The following is a 14,628-nucleotide window of genomic DNA, read 5'->3' on the forward strand; positions in this document are numbered from 1 at the left end:
CCCCGCCCCCGCAAGTTCCCCCCCCCCCCCACGGCCCCGCGCGCCACGGGCTGATCTTGGCGCGCCTCCAGCCGCGCGCATCGCCGCGTCCGCGCGGACCAGGCGCGCCCCTATCTGGCGCGCGGCGCTCCGGCCTCGCCGCGCCGCGCGCCGCGCCGATCCGAGGCGAGCGCGCCCTGCGCCTGTGTCCGCGCGGCATCGCGCGCGCCGGGGGCGCGCCCCACCGTTCGGGAGGCGCGGGCCCTGTGACCTGCTAATTCGCCCATGGCGCGCCCTCTGCCCGGGTGGCCGCGCGCCTGCCCGCGCAAGTGATCGACAACGGTTGGCGCGGCGCGCGTGCTGGCTAGCGCGGCCCTCGAGGGCGCGCCCTCGACCGTGGAGCGGGGCGCGGCCGCGCTGTCAGGTTCCGCGCGCGGGTTCCCTCGAGCGCGCGGGCTCGGCGCGCCTGCGCGCATGGGCGAGGCGCGCCCGGAGACGATGAAGGGCGCGCCACTGGGCGCGCCCTCTTCGGTGTTCCGGCCTGTTGCCGCGCCCCTACGGCGCGCGCTTCGTCGCGGCTCGGCGGACCGCGCGCGCGTCCCGGCGCGCTTCCCGCTTCCCCTCCTGCAGCTCCGCACGCACCTGGTGCAGGAGGCTCGACAGCTCCTCGGGGTGCTTGTCACCGAGGAGGCGAAGCGCACGCAGCCGGACGTTCGGCTCGCTCGGCATCCGGCCGTAGCGCGCCTCGGCGTACTGGATGGCGTACCGCAGGAAGCGCTGTTCTGCAGCGGCCCGGTCGCGGAGACCACGGACACGGGCGTCGTGCGCCTTGCGGCTCTCGTCGGGCGCGGCCGCAGGCAGGAACCGGCCCGGCTCCTCCGCCATCAGGCGGCAGACCTCGTCCGCCCTGGCCGCTACCCTCGGTGACCGGAAGGCGAGGGCCTGTACCCGCCGCGGCACTGGTCCCGTGACTGGCTCGTCGAGGACAAACGCCGTCCACCGCCGGGTGAACGTCTCGTCGTCGAGCGCTGCGAGGTGCTTGGCCTCTTCGTGCGCCAGGTCCTCGACGACGTCCTGGTAGGGGCGCATGGCCGCCTGCAGGTCGGCTCGGAACGGCGCGATGCGGGCCGCCTGCTGCTTCCTGCTCTCGCCCTCCTGGAGGGGCAGGAAGGTGCGGGCCCGCTTGATGGCGAGCTCCAGCGCATCGAGGGTCCGCGGTGCCATCTGGGGCGCGGCCAACGCGGCGGCCTGGACGTCGTGCGGGGCGTCGCGCTTGTCGGGGGTCCCTGTGACGTGGCGGACGACCGCGTTCATGAACTCGTCGGGCGCCATGCCCGACAGGCGCTTGATCGCCGCCTCGATCTCGTGCGCTTCGGCCATGCGGTTGGTTCCTCCGGTTCGGGTCGGGCCCGCTGCTCTCGGGCCGAAAGTGCGCGTCGTGCCTGGCTGGGGCAGCAAGAGGTGGCCGTACCGAGCCTTGCGACAGCGTGTGCCGGGTCATCGCAGGAGCAACCACTCTCCGGCCCCGAGTGCTCTGCACGCACCCGGTGGTCTCGATGCACTTGTCAGGCGCGCCCTGGGGAAGGAACACCGCGGTGTCTCTGAACCCAACGCCTGACGGCAGTCTCAACGCTTTGTCGCGGCAGCGATACAGCCACCTCGAGTGCTGATGGTACCCGCCGGCGGGGGGCCGGACGGGCGCCGTCGCTCTTATGCGGCCTGCTGAGGCGTCCTCTTGGTCGTCAGGGACTCGATCATCGGTGCGAGCTTGCTGGGCTTCCACAGAAGGTCGTAGCTGGTCTGGGAGGCGGCGAGGACGCCCAGGAAGGTGGCGGCCGTCAGCTTTCCGTGCTGGAACTGGTCCAGGCCCCCGTCCGCGGCCACCGCCGCGACACCGGCGATCAGCGCGGCCACGACCGCTACGACCTTCTTCCATTTCGCCGGCCAGGCCGGGCGCTGCACCACCGCGGTGAGAAGCGGGAGCACAGCACCCACCTGGGCGCCGGTCGTCAGGGACTGCAGAGTGCTCATGGGTCCTGCCCTTCATGCTGGGTTGCGTGACGGGCGGACTGTGCGCGGCGCCGGTGCCTTGCGTCGCGTGCTCGCTCAAGTACCGGGCCCGTCGACCAGGTCCTCGGCGAGTTCGCGCGGCGGCGTGGGTGCGGGACGGTCGTACAGCTTGGCGACCAGGGCGCGGAGCTGGTGGATGTATTCGACCGCCGCGGCCTTCCAGCGGCGCCACTGCCGCTGTTCTTCCTCCAGGCGCTCGACGCGGTTCTCCAGCGTGGTCACCCGCTCGAGGGTCTTGGCGTTCGTCTCGCGCTGCTGCTCCAGGAGCTTGGTGAAGCCCTCGGTCACGGTCTGGACGGACGCCACGAAGGTGTTGGCCTCCTGTGCCTGCGCGTCGCTGTCGGTCTTGCGCTTGTTCCCCCGGTACACCAGCCACGCCCCGCCCAGCACACCGGTCATGCTGAAGAAGGGGGAGAGGACAGGCGCCAGAGAGGTGAGCCACTCCACGGGGCGCCTCCTCGGTCATCGGTCGTCAGCTTGGGTGCGCGGGAGCCGGGGCCCGAAGGCCCGAGGCTCCCCGCAGCCCGGAACGCTGCACCACCGCGAGGCTTTACGTCGTCGTCTCCTGCACCTGCGCGGCCGCGTCCGGCCTGATGCCGGCCACCGCGTTCCACCCTGCGCGGATCGCTTCGAGGATCTGGTCGTCAGTGATGGCGGCCGCCATGGCGGCGGGGTCCGTGGCGCCGGTGCCAGCGGCGGCCGCAAGCATGGGCGGAGAGCAGACGATGCCGACGGCCATTGACGCGGCCTGCGCCGGAGTTGGGCTCAGGACGGTCTTCGCCAGGTTCCAGCGCATCAGGGTGCCGGGCGTATCCGATGCCTCGGCGAAGACCTCCTGCGCGACCACAGCGATGGCCATGCGGATGCGTGGCAGTAAAGACGCCTCGTTCGCGAGACCACACATGACGTCCAGCGGCAGCGGCAGCGCAGGCATTGAGGACTCCTCACTTGGTGTAGGTGACGCGGAGCTTCGGGGGGTTGGTCTGGCCGTAGCCCCGAGCGCGGCCGTAGTACGTCAGACTGGAGTTGTTTGGGTCCAGGGCAATGCCTCGCCACTTCGTCGAGTCGAACACGCTGGTGATGTCGACCCACTTGCCGACGTTCTTGCCCCAGCTCACGGTCTTGGACTCGGGGTCACAGGAGAACGTGGACGGGCGGGACGTGAAGCTGTGGGCCTTGATCACGGCGCTGCCGCCGCTGTTGTAGTACCAGTGATCGAAGTAGAGGTAGATCTCTGCCTTCTGGATGGTTGCGCCGGACAGGTCCGTGCCCAGGGACGAGGAAAAGCCGATCAAGCTCGCTTGCATGCCGTTGGTCGAGCTGTAGTAGCCCTGGTAGCAGGAGTTCCCGTAGTACGAGTTGTACGAGCCGCGGTTCGCGTACGACCCGGACCAGGTCGCCGAGTAGGTCTTGATGTACTGCTGGACCGGCGGGTCCGCTGTGCCGCCGCCCGTGTTGTAGACCCCGGTCTTGGGGATCTCGGCGCCGATGTCCTCGACGATGAAGTAGCAGCTTCGGCCGGTGGTGGGGAGGCCCAACTCGAACGTCTGCCCGCTGGTGCCGCCCTCGTTGTAGAAGGACAGCAGGAACCTGTGCAGGCCCGCGCCTAGGGCGCTCGCCGGGACGATGTGCTCGAGCTCGGCCGTCCAGTACCGGCCCGTGTTCGACGGGGCGAGGATCACGTGCTGACGGAGCGTCGAGGTGATCGTGGGCGTGGCAGTACCGCCGTCACGCAGGTAGACCCGGGCCTCACCGTCGTTGGCGTTGTCGAAGTCGGCCGTCGCGTGGAACTTGATGCGGTACATCCGTCCGCTCACGATCGTGGCGGGCAGTTCGAAGAAGCCGATCTCTGTGCCCGTCGACGTCACCGTCGTAGCCGGTACGCCGTAGGCGATGATGCCGCGCGGTCGCTGATCGAGGATGGCGGCGAGGTCGTCACCGCCGATGGTCAGGGTGTCAGCGATGGCCATCGCCTGGAAGCCGGCCTTGCCCTCCTGGTCGATGGTGGCGACCGGCACGCCATCGGTGCTCATCGTCAGGTAGTTGGGACGGCCTGTGAGGAGCGATACCGCCTCTTCACCGGCGTCGTCGAACAGTTGCAGACCCGCGGGGCTTAGTTCGGCCCGCTGGCCAGCCACGCCGGACGCCATCACGACTCGGCATGAGGTGTTGTCGTACGTGACCGTGCCAGCGGTGCTCTCGACGGTGGAACATGCAACGCGGACCTGCGTGGTGCCTGTTGGGGCTGCTTCGGCGGGTACTCCGCTGACGGTGGTCCACGTGCCCTTCACGGCCAGGCCGTCGCCGGTGGTGATGGTGCTGTAGCCGAGGACCGTGCCTGTCGAGTCGAGCCACTGCCCGTAGATGCTGATGCGGGTTCCGGCCCAGTCGGCGGAGGCCAAGTAGTCCATGGAGAGCCAGAGCTTTTGGCCGGGGACCGCGGGCAGCGTTGCGAGGGTTATCGAGCGGGTGATTGCGGTGCCGTTGGCGGCGTTGACCTGTAGGGCACGCGCGGTGTTGTTGCCGGGGGTGACGATGGACCAGTACGTCTGCCCGGTGACCCGTTGGTCGGAGACAGCGCCCTCGAAGCTGGGGTCGGCGATCACGTTGCCGTCGGTGCCGAGCGCGAGTCGGTCGGCGGTCAGTGACCCAGCCTTGATGTGAGTTGCGTCGATCGTGCCGGCAAGGATCTTCGTCGCGGTGACGCTGTTCGCGGCCAGCTTGTCCGCGGTGACCGCGAGGGCCGCCAGCTTGTCCGTGGTGATCGCCAAAGAGGCGATCTTCTCCGCGGTCACGGCGAGGGCCAGCAGTTTGTCCGTGGTGACCGCCCCGGCCAGGATCTTCGGCGCTGTGATCGAGCCGTCCGCGATCTGGACGCCGGGGACGACGGGGCGTAGCGCTGCGTTGTCGAACCAGGCGTCACCCGCCGTCACGCCCGCGACCTGGATTCGGATGGCGGCCCGGACGGTTCCGGCTGGGGCGGTGACGGTGCCGGACAGCCTCGTCCAGCCACCCAGCACGGGGGTTCCGGTAGTGCCGACGACGCCGTAGCCCAGGATGGTGCCGGCCTGGTCCTCCCAGCGGGCGTGGATGTTCAGCGAGGCGCCGGCCCAGTCCGTGGACGCGAAGTAGTCCGTGGCCAGGTAGAGCTGGTCACCGGCGAGCATCGGGATCAGGGTCAGCGGCACGTCCCGATACACGGCGGTGGCCGAGCGGCAGTCGATCTTGAGGGAGGCCGCCGAGCCGTTGCCCTTGGTCTTGTCCTGCGCTGCGTACGTCAGGCCCAGGATCAGTGAGGCGGTGACGGCGCCCTCGAAGCTGGGGTCGGGCAGGATGTTCGCGCCACCAGTGACGGTCAGTTTGTCCGTGGTGATGGCGCCAGCCGCCACGGCGTTGGCAGTGACCGAGCCTGCCGCCAGCTCCAGAGCCGTTACGGAGTTGGCCTGGAGCTCTCGGGCGCCGATCGCGTCCGCCGCGACCTTTCCAGCCGTCACCGAGTCGGTGGCGAGGGCCGCGGTGGTCACGCTTCCGGCGACCAGGTTGGTTGAGTCGACGAGGCCGGTCTTGAGAGCCTCGATGGTGAATGCGTCGACCTGCATGACGCTGCTCGACGCGCCGCCACCCACCGCGTTGTAGTTCAGCCACAGGTACGGCGAGATGAACCGCACGTCGGCGTGGACCAGCCCCGACGAGCGGGGATCGTTGTTCGGGCCCGCCGAGCCATTGACGCCCGTCGCGGCCCGGTCCTTGAGGTAGCCGACGACGGTGACCCAGCTGTTCGACGTGGTGATGGTCTGCCCGGACGCGGCGACGTAGTAATGGCTGTTAAAGCTGTTTGCCCCGTTGCGGTTGACCAGCGTGGTCTTATCCGCGCCGACGCCGAGCACGCCGACGTAGAAGGTGTCCGAGGCTCCTGCGGGAGCAGTGAGCCGGACGCGGGCGCTGACCCGGTACAAGACGCCCGGCTCGTAGGGGATGAGGGTGGTTCCCTGCTGCTGGACAAACCCCTGGGCCTGACCGACGGTCCGCCCGGTCGGAGCGTCCGTCACTCCGGTGAGGTGGTTCCAGGCAGCGCCTGAGCCCTTGGCGACGGTCGTCCAGGCCGTCGGATCGCCCATCGCGTCGACGTAGCGCTGCGCTGCCGAGTCGCTGAGCGCGCCACCGAGCGCGTTGATCGTGACCGCGCCCGAAGCGATCTTGTCGAGGGTGACCGCGGACTTGGCCAGCTTCTCCTCAAGGATCGCGCCGTCGGCGAGCGCTGTGGTGCCGACAGCCCCGAGTGCGATCTTCGCCGCGGTGACGGCAGCAGCAGCCAGCTTGGTCTCGGTGACCATGCCGTCGACGAGATCCTGCGAGACGGCTTGCCGGGCTTGCCCCTGTACGGCCGTGGACGGGGTTCCAGTGAGCGTCGCGGTGTTCTGTGCGACCAAGCGCACCCACACGGGGGCGTAGCCCTCGATGTGCACAGTGACCGAGCCACCCAGAGAGGCCGTGATCGTGGCGACCTGCGTGGTCACGTCCGGCGTGAAGCCCTCGGTCGTCCCGACGTGAACCTGAATCAGGGCGAAGTCGTTGGGCGCCGCCTCGGCGTCGGCCCACTGGCCATCCCAGCCGATGAGGAGGCCGGCAAGGGCGGACTCGACGGTCGGGGCCGTCGGCGTCGGGGGTGGCTCGGTGTTGACGGGGTCGGGGACCAGGGCGACCGTGCCGTCCGGCTGGACACCGACGGAGCCTTTGAGGGTGCCCTCCTCGTCGTAGATGTCGAGGGAGCCGCCCTCGATAGACGCGTTGTTGAGTTGGTTGGACCGTTCGAGCGCTGCCAGCCGGTCCTCGAGCTGCTTGAAGTAAGAAGCGAACTGCTTCGCCTTCTCCCGCTCGTCCAGGTTGAAGGACGACACCCGTCCTCCCTCCACTGCTTCCGCGGCCGCCGGGATCTCCGGGGCAGGCGGGAGAGTGGAAGGAAGGAGGGGCTAGTGTCGCGGCCTGGTCATCCGTAGAAGTCGCTGCGCGTGAGCTGCAGGACCGCGGTGCCGGCGGCGGGGTCGATCTCCTCGGAGACGACGCGGTGCCAGATGGCGAGCTCGCCCACCCACGGCACCTCGACCTGGAGCAGGATGCGGTCGCCGAGCGCCCATGAGCCGAGCGGGGCGTTGGGGTGGTGACGGATCGCGATGGACGGGATGGTGAGCTGTTCCGAGTGCCGGGCCCGCTCCTTCTTGCCGTACTCGGTCAACGTCCTCGTGTTCGCGGTGCTCTTGTGAGTGATGATCTTCGCGCGGCGCAGCCGCTTGTCGTCGACGACGACGCGGACCCGGGCAGTCTTCTGCCCGGACCCCTTGCCCAGGACGTACACGTTGTTCGCGAAAAAGTCCCCCTGATAGTTGGGGGTTGCGATCTCGATCACATTCTCGCCCTGAGCGAAGCGCAGGTCGGAGCGGGCCTTACCGAGTCGCCGTGTGCCCAGGTCGATGTGGTGAAGGATCTTCTCCTTTGTGCCGTCCCAGTAGTGACGCTCGAGGAAATCGCCCTTCGCGAGGTTCAGGACGTCGGTGATCGTGGAGCCACAGTCGGGGTTGTCCCACCACAGCAGCTCCCACGGGTCCTCGCCGTTCGAGGAGCCCAGCTTGTACCCGGAGTCGTGGCCGTCGAGGGTGACGCCCAACTTGCCCATCTTGTAGTCCTGCAGGTGAGCCCAGATGTGCCGGACGACGTCGTACGCATCCCATCGGGTGCTGACCTTGTCCTTCGGCTTCTTCGGCATCTTCTTCTTGGGGTGCGTGCCGTCGATGTAGCCGTCGTGGTTCTTGTCCTTGCCGTCGTACGCCCATTTCTGGGCGACCTTGGCGCCGGAGCGGATCACCGACCCGAGGTAGGGCATGCCGCTGGGGTAGGCGGTGTAACCGGCACAGGACACCTTCATCGCCTGGCCCTCGAACGACAGGTTCGTGACCAGGCCGCCCCATCGGATGCGGCCCTCGAACTCGGCGAACAGGGCCGTCGACCACTCGGAGATGACCGGTAGACCGTCCGGCTTGGCCATCAGCCGCAGATACTCCGGCTCGATCTTCCCCGTCATCTGGCCGGGCCCGTTCAGCTCCCGCTTGGGCGGCGAGTCCGCGACGAACGGCACGTCCCAGTCGAGGAAGTCACCCGACACCGCGCGCATCGCGATGTACCGCCAGGCCATCAGGCGCTCACCGGCTCTTGCGAGTAGGTCACTTCGAGCGACAGCACCGTGTACGCGTCCGCGCGCAGGACGCCGGTGAAGCCCGCCGTGCCGATGCCCTCGATGTCGATGTCCCGCATCTGCCCGCGGTCGACGGGGTCGAGGAGGAACTTGTGCCCCGCCTGGACGGCGAGCCGACCCGCTTGGGTGGCCCCGTACGGCATGCCGACACCGTGCTGGTCGTTGAAGGACACACGCACCTGCCCGCGGGCCTCCGTCGTGTCCGGGTGCAGCAAGCCCGTGATGAGGACGTGCACGCTCACGTGCGTCGCCCACTCCGGCACCTTCTCCGTCCACGTGGCGCCGAGCGGGAACAGCTCCCAGACGTCGGTGATGGGACCGACGTCGTCCGGGGACGCCCACGCGCCGGGCAGGTAGCGGCGGGAGGTCTGCGTGCGCGGCCGCGCAATCTGCCGCAGGTCGGTGACCATGCCGGCGGTGATGGTGGTCGTCGATAGCGGCAGGTCGACCCGGGCGAGCGTGATGGCGGTGGAATCGGGTTCGATGTCCAGGACGCTCGTGGTGCCGGGCGGCACGTCGGGGATGACCCTGGTGAAGACGTACGGCCCCACCGTCGGGTCTTCGGGGGCTGGCCACGTCTCCCCGCCGTAGGGGTCCTCAACCCTGGCGATGATCAGGTCCGACCGTCCCCCGTCCGAGGACGTCGGCTCGATGTCCACCTGCTCGGATGTCGGCATGCGGGCCGCGTACGACTGATCGCCTCCGCCCGCGGCCGCGCGCCGCTTCGCAACCATGGACCCCGGCGCGACCTGCACGGCGCCGGCCGGGGCGTCCAGCGCGGTGACGAGGAGGTCGGCGGGGGCGATAACGCCCTCACCGCCGCACGCTGCCGCCTCGACGATCAGGCGCAGCGTCTCCTCGGACGCTGCCGTGCCCTCGACGAACCAGGGGATGCCGTCCCACGCCATGACTTGTTCTCCTTCTCCGTACGGGAGAGGAGAGAGTGCGAGGCCGCGGGCGCTACTGTCGCCCGCTCACCACCACGAGTACGCATCCCGCCAGGCCATCCGAATCCGCGGCCCTTCAAGGGCGCGGGCCGACGACTTGGTGTAGGACAGCGACGCCGTCCAGTACCCGGGCGGGAGGAACATCTGCGACAGCCGCGGGCTCGACCGGGTCAGCTTGTCCGCCACCGACTTCGACGACGAGCTCGTGTAGTGCGTGACCGTACGCGCCCATGGGCGGGCGTCGATCGTGACGTGCTCGCCGTCGGGGATCGTCATGGAGAGCTGCACTTCCCACAAAGCCGGCGTCACCGTGAGCTTCGGGTTCTTGCACGGCCCGTGGATCTCGACGTAGGGGTACGTGTTGAGCGTGCCGCGCTGCTGGAACGAAGCGGTCTTCTTCGACGTGAACAGCCAGGAGCCGCCCGAGATCCGGCCGGGCCGACCCGGCAGCCCAATGAACTGGTGGTCGTACAGCTCGACTTCCTTTTCCGTCTGCTCGTAGAACCGATCGTCGACGGCCGCGAACTCGCAGACGACGGGCGTGTAGCCCTGACGGCTCAGGCGGGAGTGGGAGACGGCGAACTTCCGCGGCCGCCCGTACAACTGGCGGGTGCGTCCCCCAGAGCTGTGCACCAGCCAGGCAGCCCGGCCGGCCTTTCCGCGGATGCCGTCGGCCCGCCACACCTGGCGCAGCATGTTCACGCCGTCCAGGCCCCACTGATACGGGCTCTGGTCCTTCTTGTTGTAGGCCGCGAGCACTGCCTCCGTGTCGCTCCAGTCACCGACCCGGGTTCCTCGCGTCCACGGGCGCATCGGCCAATGCAGGTCGATGGGGCCGCCCACGCCGTCGACTCCCAGCTCGAACGTGACCGTCGCGTTGCGCTGGTAGTCGCGGCCCATGCGGACGCCGTCCTCGCCCGGCATTGCCGCGTCGGCCAGGTCCATGTCGGCGAACGTGATGTCCGGCTCGCTCAGACAGTAGATGCCCTGCGCCTCGCGGCCGAAGGTCAAAGATGCCCCGGGGTAGTTGTCGTAGGAGGAGTAGCCGAGGAGCCATTCACCGTCACGCATTGCCTCCACCTCCCAGGCGGATGCGGCGCAGCTCGAACATGGCGTCCTCCAGAGCGGTTCCCGTCGATGCGACCGCACCGATGTTCAGATTGAGGTCACCGCCGACGAGCGACCCGGCTGCCTGCGCGGCCGCCGTTCGCTGCCTGACGGTGGTGGCGCGCGTCCGTACGCCGCCCTGGGCGTACTGGCGCATCGCGCCGTTGGCGAAGTAGATGACCCGGCCGCCGAACATCTCGGCGACGCGCTCGAGGATTGCCTCGCTGCGCTTGCGCTTGCCGGGGGCCAAGGGGATGTACGCCTCACCGCCGGTCTCCGGCTCCGACCACAGCCGCCACTCACCGGGCTTGCCGATCTGCGCAATGTGGTTCTCGGCGCCGGCCGCGAAGGCACGGACGCGGTCCATAGCGCGGCGGATGCCGCCGTTGGCGTACCGCACGATGCCGCCGTCCGCGTGTGTGTGGACCACGGAGGGCTTGCCTGACTCGCTGTACTGGACGGTGACGTGCACGGTCTTGCCGGTCAGGTTGTTGATCGCGGTCTGGATGCGCTGCACGTTCGCCAGCGGCGACTTCGTCGGGGCCGTGATCCTGACCGTCTTGCCGCCCTTGCCGTCAACGTTCTGGATCTTGTAGCCGAGCTCCTTGAGCGCCTTCTGGGCGACCGCGGTGGGCGTCTTGACCTCGATGCTCTTGCCCTTGGGCAGGCCCGCAACCTTCTGCTGGACGTTCTTCAGGTCGCCCGCGGCCTTCTGGATGATCGCCTGGACTGTGACCTTCTTCTTGTCCGGGGCGTTGGCGATGTCCTGCGCCAGGGCGGCGATGTTGACGCGCGCGCCCCCGGTCGGGGCCGAGACGGTCACCTTCTTGCTGCCGGGGATTCGCTGCACGGTGAAGCCGAGGGCTTCGAGCTGTTCGCGGGCGGCGACGGTGGGCGCGTTGATCTGGATGCCCTTGCCCGGCGGGATGCTTTCGAGCTTGCCGCGCAGGGCCAGTACCTCGGCGGTCGCCTCCGGGATGCCCTTGGCGGTGACGAGGGTGGTGATGGTGTCAGGCACGAATCCCATTTGGTCGACGAGCGCCCTCGCCTGGTCCTTCGGGACGCCCATGTCCCGGGCGAGTTCGAGGGCCTTCTTCCGGGCCTTCTCCATGGCGGCCTGGCCCTTGTCCATGGCATCGGACATGGGCATCAAGCCCTGCTCCCCGGCCTCCTGCGCCTTGGTGGCGACGGCCAGCATGTTGTCGCGCAGCTCCGTGAGCTGGCTGTTGAGGGTCTGCCCGTTCTTCGTGCTCGTGTCGACCAGTTGGTCGTTGCCGACGAGTGCCTTGCCCCAGCCGTCAGCGTGGTCGATGTTCGACTTCATCGTGTCGTCGATCTGGAGCATCACGTTGTTGAGCTGGGCCTCAGCATCGTGGAAGCTCTGGGTGTTGCCGCTGAGGGCGTCCAGTGCCCGCTTGAGGGCGTCGGTCCGCTCGTCCGCGCTCTTGGTCTTGTCGGCGAAGCCCTGTACGGCCGTCTGCAGCCGGTCGTACGCCGTGGTGCCGGTGGAGGTGCTGCCGTTCGTCGCGTCGGCGAGTTCCTGCTGTCTCTTCCTCGTCTCCTTGAGGGTGCCGTTCATGTCCCCCAAGGCGTCGGCCGCGGCCTTGTACTTCTCGCCCTGCTCCGTGTAGACGAGTTCGGACGCCTTGTCGGCGGCATAGCTCTTGTAATACTTCGTGGCGTCGGCCAAGCTCGTCAGCTTCTTCTGCAGGTCGTCGACTGAGCCGCCCTGGTCCAGGTAGGCGTTCGTGACGTCCTTGAGGCTCACGCCGGCGTCGCGCAGAACATCGACCAACTTGCCCTTGCCATCGGCGAGCTTGACGTCATACAGGTACGCCGCTGCCTGCGCCCGTACGTTGGCGTCGACCTCGCCGTTCGACTGGGCCAGGGCCTGCGCCAGGTTCTCGACCTGTTCCTCGTGCGCCTCCGCGGCGCGCGCTGCGGCCTCCTGCTTCGAGGCGAGCCAGCCGAGACCGATCGTCGCGGCAGTGATGGCGATACCGAGGGGGCCGCCGAGTGCACCGGTGATGCCGCCGAGTGCCCGTACGGCGACCTTGTTGGCGGCACCGATACCGCGCAGGGTGCCGGTCAGGCGGCCGCCCTGCTGCGAGACGCGGCTGTAGACACCCGACATGCGGCCCCAGAGGCTCAGGCTCGTGCCTGACGCGGTCGCGGTGCCGCGCAGCGTGGTGTTCAGCGTGCGCACGGAGGTTCCCGCGGCTACGACGGATGTGCCGAAGCCGCGCAGCATGGTGGCGACGCCGCTGACGACCTTGAGGGCGAGCATCGTGCCCAGGAAGATGGCCAGGGCGCTGTTCGCCCCGGGGATCACACCCATGATCCCGTTGAAGATCTGCAGCAGGCCGTTGAAGGTCACCAGCAGAACGCCGAGCCCGGAGCCGGCCGCCGACAGGTTCCCGATCGCCGTGGCGATGTTCGAGATCACGGAGATGATCGCGGGCCCCACGGTCTGGCCGAGAGAGCTGAAGAAGGTGCCCAAGGCGGGCATCAGCTCGGTTCGGATCTGCCGGACCAGGTCGGTGATTCCGCCGTCCTTCATGGACCGGCCGAGCCCGCGCATGAGGTCCCCGAAGAGGAGGTTGACCTCGTGGAAGGCGGGGGCAGCGTCGCTGAACATCTGCTTCATCGCCTTCTGCCCGGCGCCCGAGTTGGCGTAGCGCTCGAAGCGCTTCATGCTGCCCTCGAGGCCATCTAGCAGGGCGTTGCCGGTGTCCATGGCCGCCCGGCCGACTCCGCCGAAACCCCGGATCAGGCTGCCGGTTGTGCGGCCAAGCTGTGCGGCCTTGTCTCCCGCGTGATCAAGGAACTTCGCGAGGCTGCCGGTTTCCCGGCCTGCCTGCACAGAGGCCCGGAACCACTGGGTCAGTCGCTTGCCGCCCTGGGCGACCCGTTCGACGAACGGGCCGGAGGCGATGAGGAAGTCGGTGGTGGCGTGGCCCATGTTGGCCAGGCCGTCGACCAGGCTGCCGATGACGCGGGAGTTCGTGCCCGCGATCGTCTTGAAGTCCTTGCGGAAGACGCCGGACTTCATGGCCTTGGCGGCGCGGTCGGCGAGGGAGCCCATCTGTGAGGCGGAGTCGCCGAGGGCGTCCTTCAACAGGGGAAGGACTGACTTCGCCAGGGGCTTGATGTCACCGGCGATCTTGGAGAAGAACCGCTCACTGATGCTCTTGCGGACCTTGCCCCATGCGCCGGAGAGAGAGGAGACCTCGGTGACGGTCTCGCGGGCTGACTTCGACAGCTTGCCGAGGGACTGGTCGAGCTTCTGCTGTTCGGCCTTGGTGACCTTGATCCCGGCGTCATGCTTCTGCTGGATCTTCAGCGTGTCCTTGAGCGCGTCACCGAAGCCGGAGAAGGCAATCTTGGTTCCGATCGCGGCGGTGCCCGCCGCGGCGATCAGCCCGGGGATCGCGCCGAGGACACCGACCGCGGGCGCGGCCGCGGACACCAGGGCGGTGAGTCCGGCGCCGTACTGGCCGATGAGGGCGACCGCGGGCTCCAGCAGGGAGAGGAGTCCGCCGATGAGAAGCCCGCGGCCGCTGGGCATCTTCGCCCGTATCGGAACGTTGACCGGGCGGCGGTCTGCCTCATCCTGGGCGCCGGTGATGAGGTTGCGTAGCCCGCTGAGGAGACCGCCGCGGCGGCCGCCGTTCTCGCCGTCGCCGTCCGGCCTGACGGGTAGGTTCAGGTCGAGGTCGTCGATACTGCGGCGGATGCCGTCGAGTTCGCTGCGGAACCGCTCCTCGTCGACCTTGACCTTGACCTTGGCGGTGACGCCCTTGGACGCCTCCTCCACGGCCTTCTTGAGCTGCTTGCGCAGCCCCTTTGCGTTGACCTCAACCTTGATCTTGGCGGCCAGGCCCTCGGCGGCCGCCTCGACTTCGCTGCGCAGCTTCGCCGCGAAACCCGCAAGGTCGGCGACGACCGGCACGTCGAGGCGGCCGGCCTGCAGGCCCTCAGCCACTGCGGACCATTCCTCTCTGCATGGCGGCCATGAGCATCTGGCGGTGGCCGGTCATGCGGGGCGCCGGCGGCTCCGGTTCGGGCTGCGGCTGCTGCGGCGAGGGGCCGGAGCGGCTGTGCTTCGCTGTGGTGGAGCGCGGCGGGCGAACGATGGTGGTCGGCTCCTCACGCCGCTTGTCTGCGGCGAGGAGTCCGATCTCCTCGACGATCAGCGCCAGCAGCTCCAGGACGCGGTTCCAGCCCCCGAGGGGGCGTGAGCGGACCTGGGAGTCGTCTGGCAGACCGTCGACGAGG

Annotated in this window: 9 protein-coding genes; all 9 read right to left on the reverse strand. The window is 68.9% G+C overall.

The features are described from left to right. Positions 1-534 precede the first annotated feature (534 nt). The 9 genes from ACZ4RZ_RS38080 to ACZ4RZ_RS38120 all read right to left on the reverse strand — a co-directional run bounded on the left by ACZ4RZ_RS38080 (position 535) and on the right by ACZ4RZ_RS38120 (position 14,335). Complete coding sequence (locus ACZ4RZ_RS38080; protein WP_467751670.1) at positions 535-1,359, reverse strand: hypothetical protein; 825 nt, start codon at positions 1,357-1,359, stop codon at positions 535-537. A gap of 330 nt (positions 1,360-1,689) precedes the next feature. Then, positions 1,690-2,010 carry a hypothetical protein gene (locus ACZ4RZ_RS38085; RefSeq protein WP_467751672.1) on the reverse strand — a complete coding sequence of 107 codons (321 nt, stop codon included), beginning with the start codon at positions 2,008-2,010 and terminating at the stop codon, positions 1,690-1,692. Between the two features lie 75 nt (positions 2,011-2,085). Beyond that, the gene (locus ACZ4RZ_RS38090; protein ID WP_467751674.1) at positions 2,086-2,496 is read right to left on the reverse strand and encodes a hypothetical protein; all 411 of its coding nucleotides are present in this window, start codon (positions 2,494-2,496) and stop codon (positions 2,086-2,088) included. Positions 2,497-2,599: 103 nt separating this feature from the next. Beyond that, positions 2,600-2,983 (reverse strand): hypothetical protein, encoded by a 384-nt coding sequence (locus tag ACZ4RZ_RS38095; protein ID WP_467751676.1) that lies wholly within the window; start codon positions 2,981-2,983, stop codon positions 2,600-2,602. Between the two features lie 10 nt (positions 2,984-2,993). Next, positions 2,994-6,947: a hypothetical protein gene (locus ACZ4RZ_RS38100; protein WP_467751678.1), complete on the reverse strand. Its 3,954-nt coding sequence runs from the start codon at positions 6,945-6,947 to the stop codon at positions 2,994-2,996. Positions 6,948-7,036: 89 nt separating this feature from the next. Next, positions 7,037-8,236, reverse strand: a complete 1,200-nt coding sequence (locus ACZ4RZ_RS38105; protein ID WP_467751680.1) for a hypothetical protein — start codon at positions 8,234-8,236, stop codon at positions 7,037-7,039. Beyond that, a complete protein-coding gene (locus ACZ4RZ_RS38110; protein ID WP_467751682.1) occupies positions 8,236-9,204 on the reverse strand; it encodes a hypothetical protein in 969 nt (322 codons plus the stop codon). Before ACZ4RZ_RS38110 ends, ACZ4RZ_RS38105 begins: the two co-directional genes overlap by 1 nt. A 66-nt stretch (positions 9,205-9,270) precedes the next feature. Continuing rightward, a complete protein-coding gene (locus ACZ4RZ_RS38115; protein ID WP_467751684.1) occupies positions 9,271-10,314 on the reverse strand; it encodes a hypothetical protein in 1,044 nt (347 codons plus the stop codon). Continuing rightward, complete coding sequence (locus ACZ4RZ_RS38120; protein ID WP_467751685.1) at positions 10,307-14,335, reverse strand: hypothetical protein; 4,029 nt, start codon at positions 14,333-14,335, stop codon at positions 10,307-10,309. The genes ACZ4RZ_RS38115 and ACZ4RZ_RS38120 overlap by 8 nt, the downstream gene beginning before the upstream one ends. Between the last annotated feature and the right edge of the window lie 293 nt (positions 14,336-14,628).

It is taken from the genome of Streptomyces sp. NPDC027189 (genome assembly GCF_055566975.1).

What these genes read in the sequence shown, in the direction of transcription:
- ACZ4RZ_RS38080 (WP_467751670.1), bottom strand. Translation starts at nt 1,359, where the DNA reads ATGGCCGAAGCGCACGAGATCGAGGCGGCGATCAAGCGCCTGTCGGGC.
- ACZ4RZ_RS38085 (WP_467751672.1), bottom strand. Translation starts at nt 2,010, where the DNA reads ATGAGCACTCTGCAGTCCCTGACGACCGGCGCCCAGGTGGGTGCTGTG.
- ACZ4RZ_RS38095 (WP_467751676.1), bottom strand. Translation starts at nt 2,983, where the DNA reads ATGCCTGCGCTGCCGCTGCCGCTGGACGTCATGTGTGGTCTCGCGAAC.
- ACZ4RZ_RS38105 (WP_467751680.1), bottom strand. Translation starts at nt 8,236, where the DNA reads ATGGCCTGGCGGTACATCGCGATGCGCGCGGTGTCGGGTGACTTCCTC.
- ACZ4RZ_RS38110 (WP_467751682.1), bottom strand. Translation starts at nt 9,204, where the DNA reads ATGGCGTGGGACGGCATCCCCTGGTTCGTCGAGGGCACGGCAGCGTCC.
- ACZ4RZ_RS38115 (WP_467751684.1), bottom strand. Translation starts at nt 10,314, where the DNA reads ATGCGTGACGGTGAATGGCTCCTCGGCTACTCCTCCTACGACAACTAC.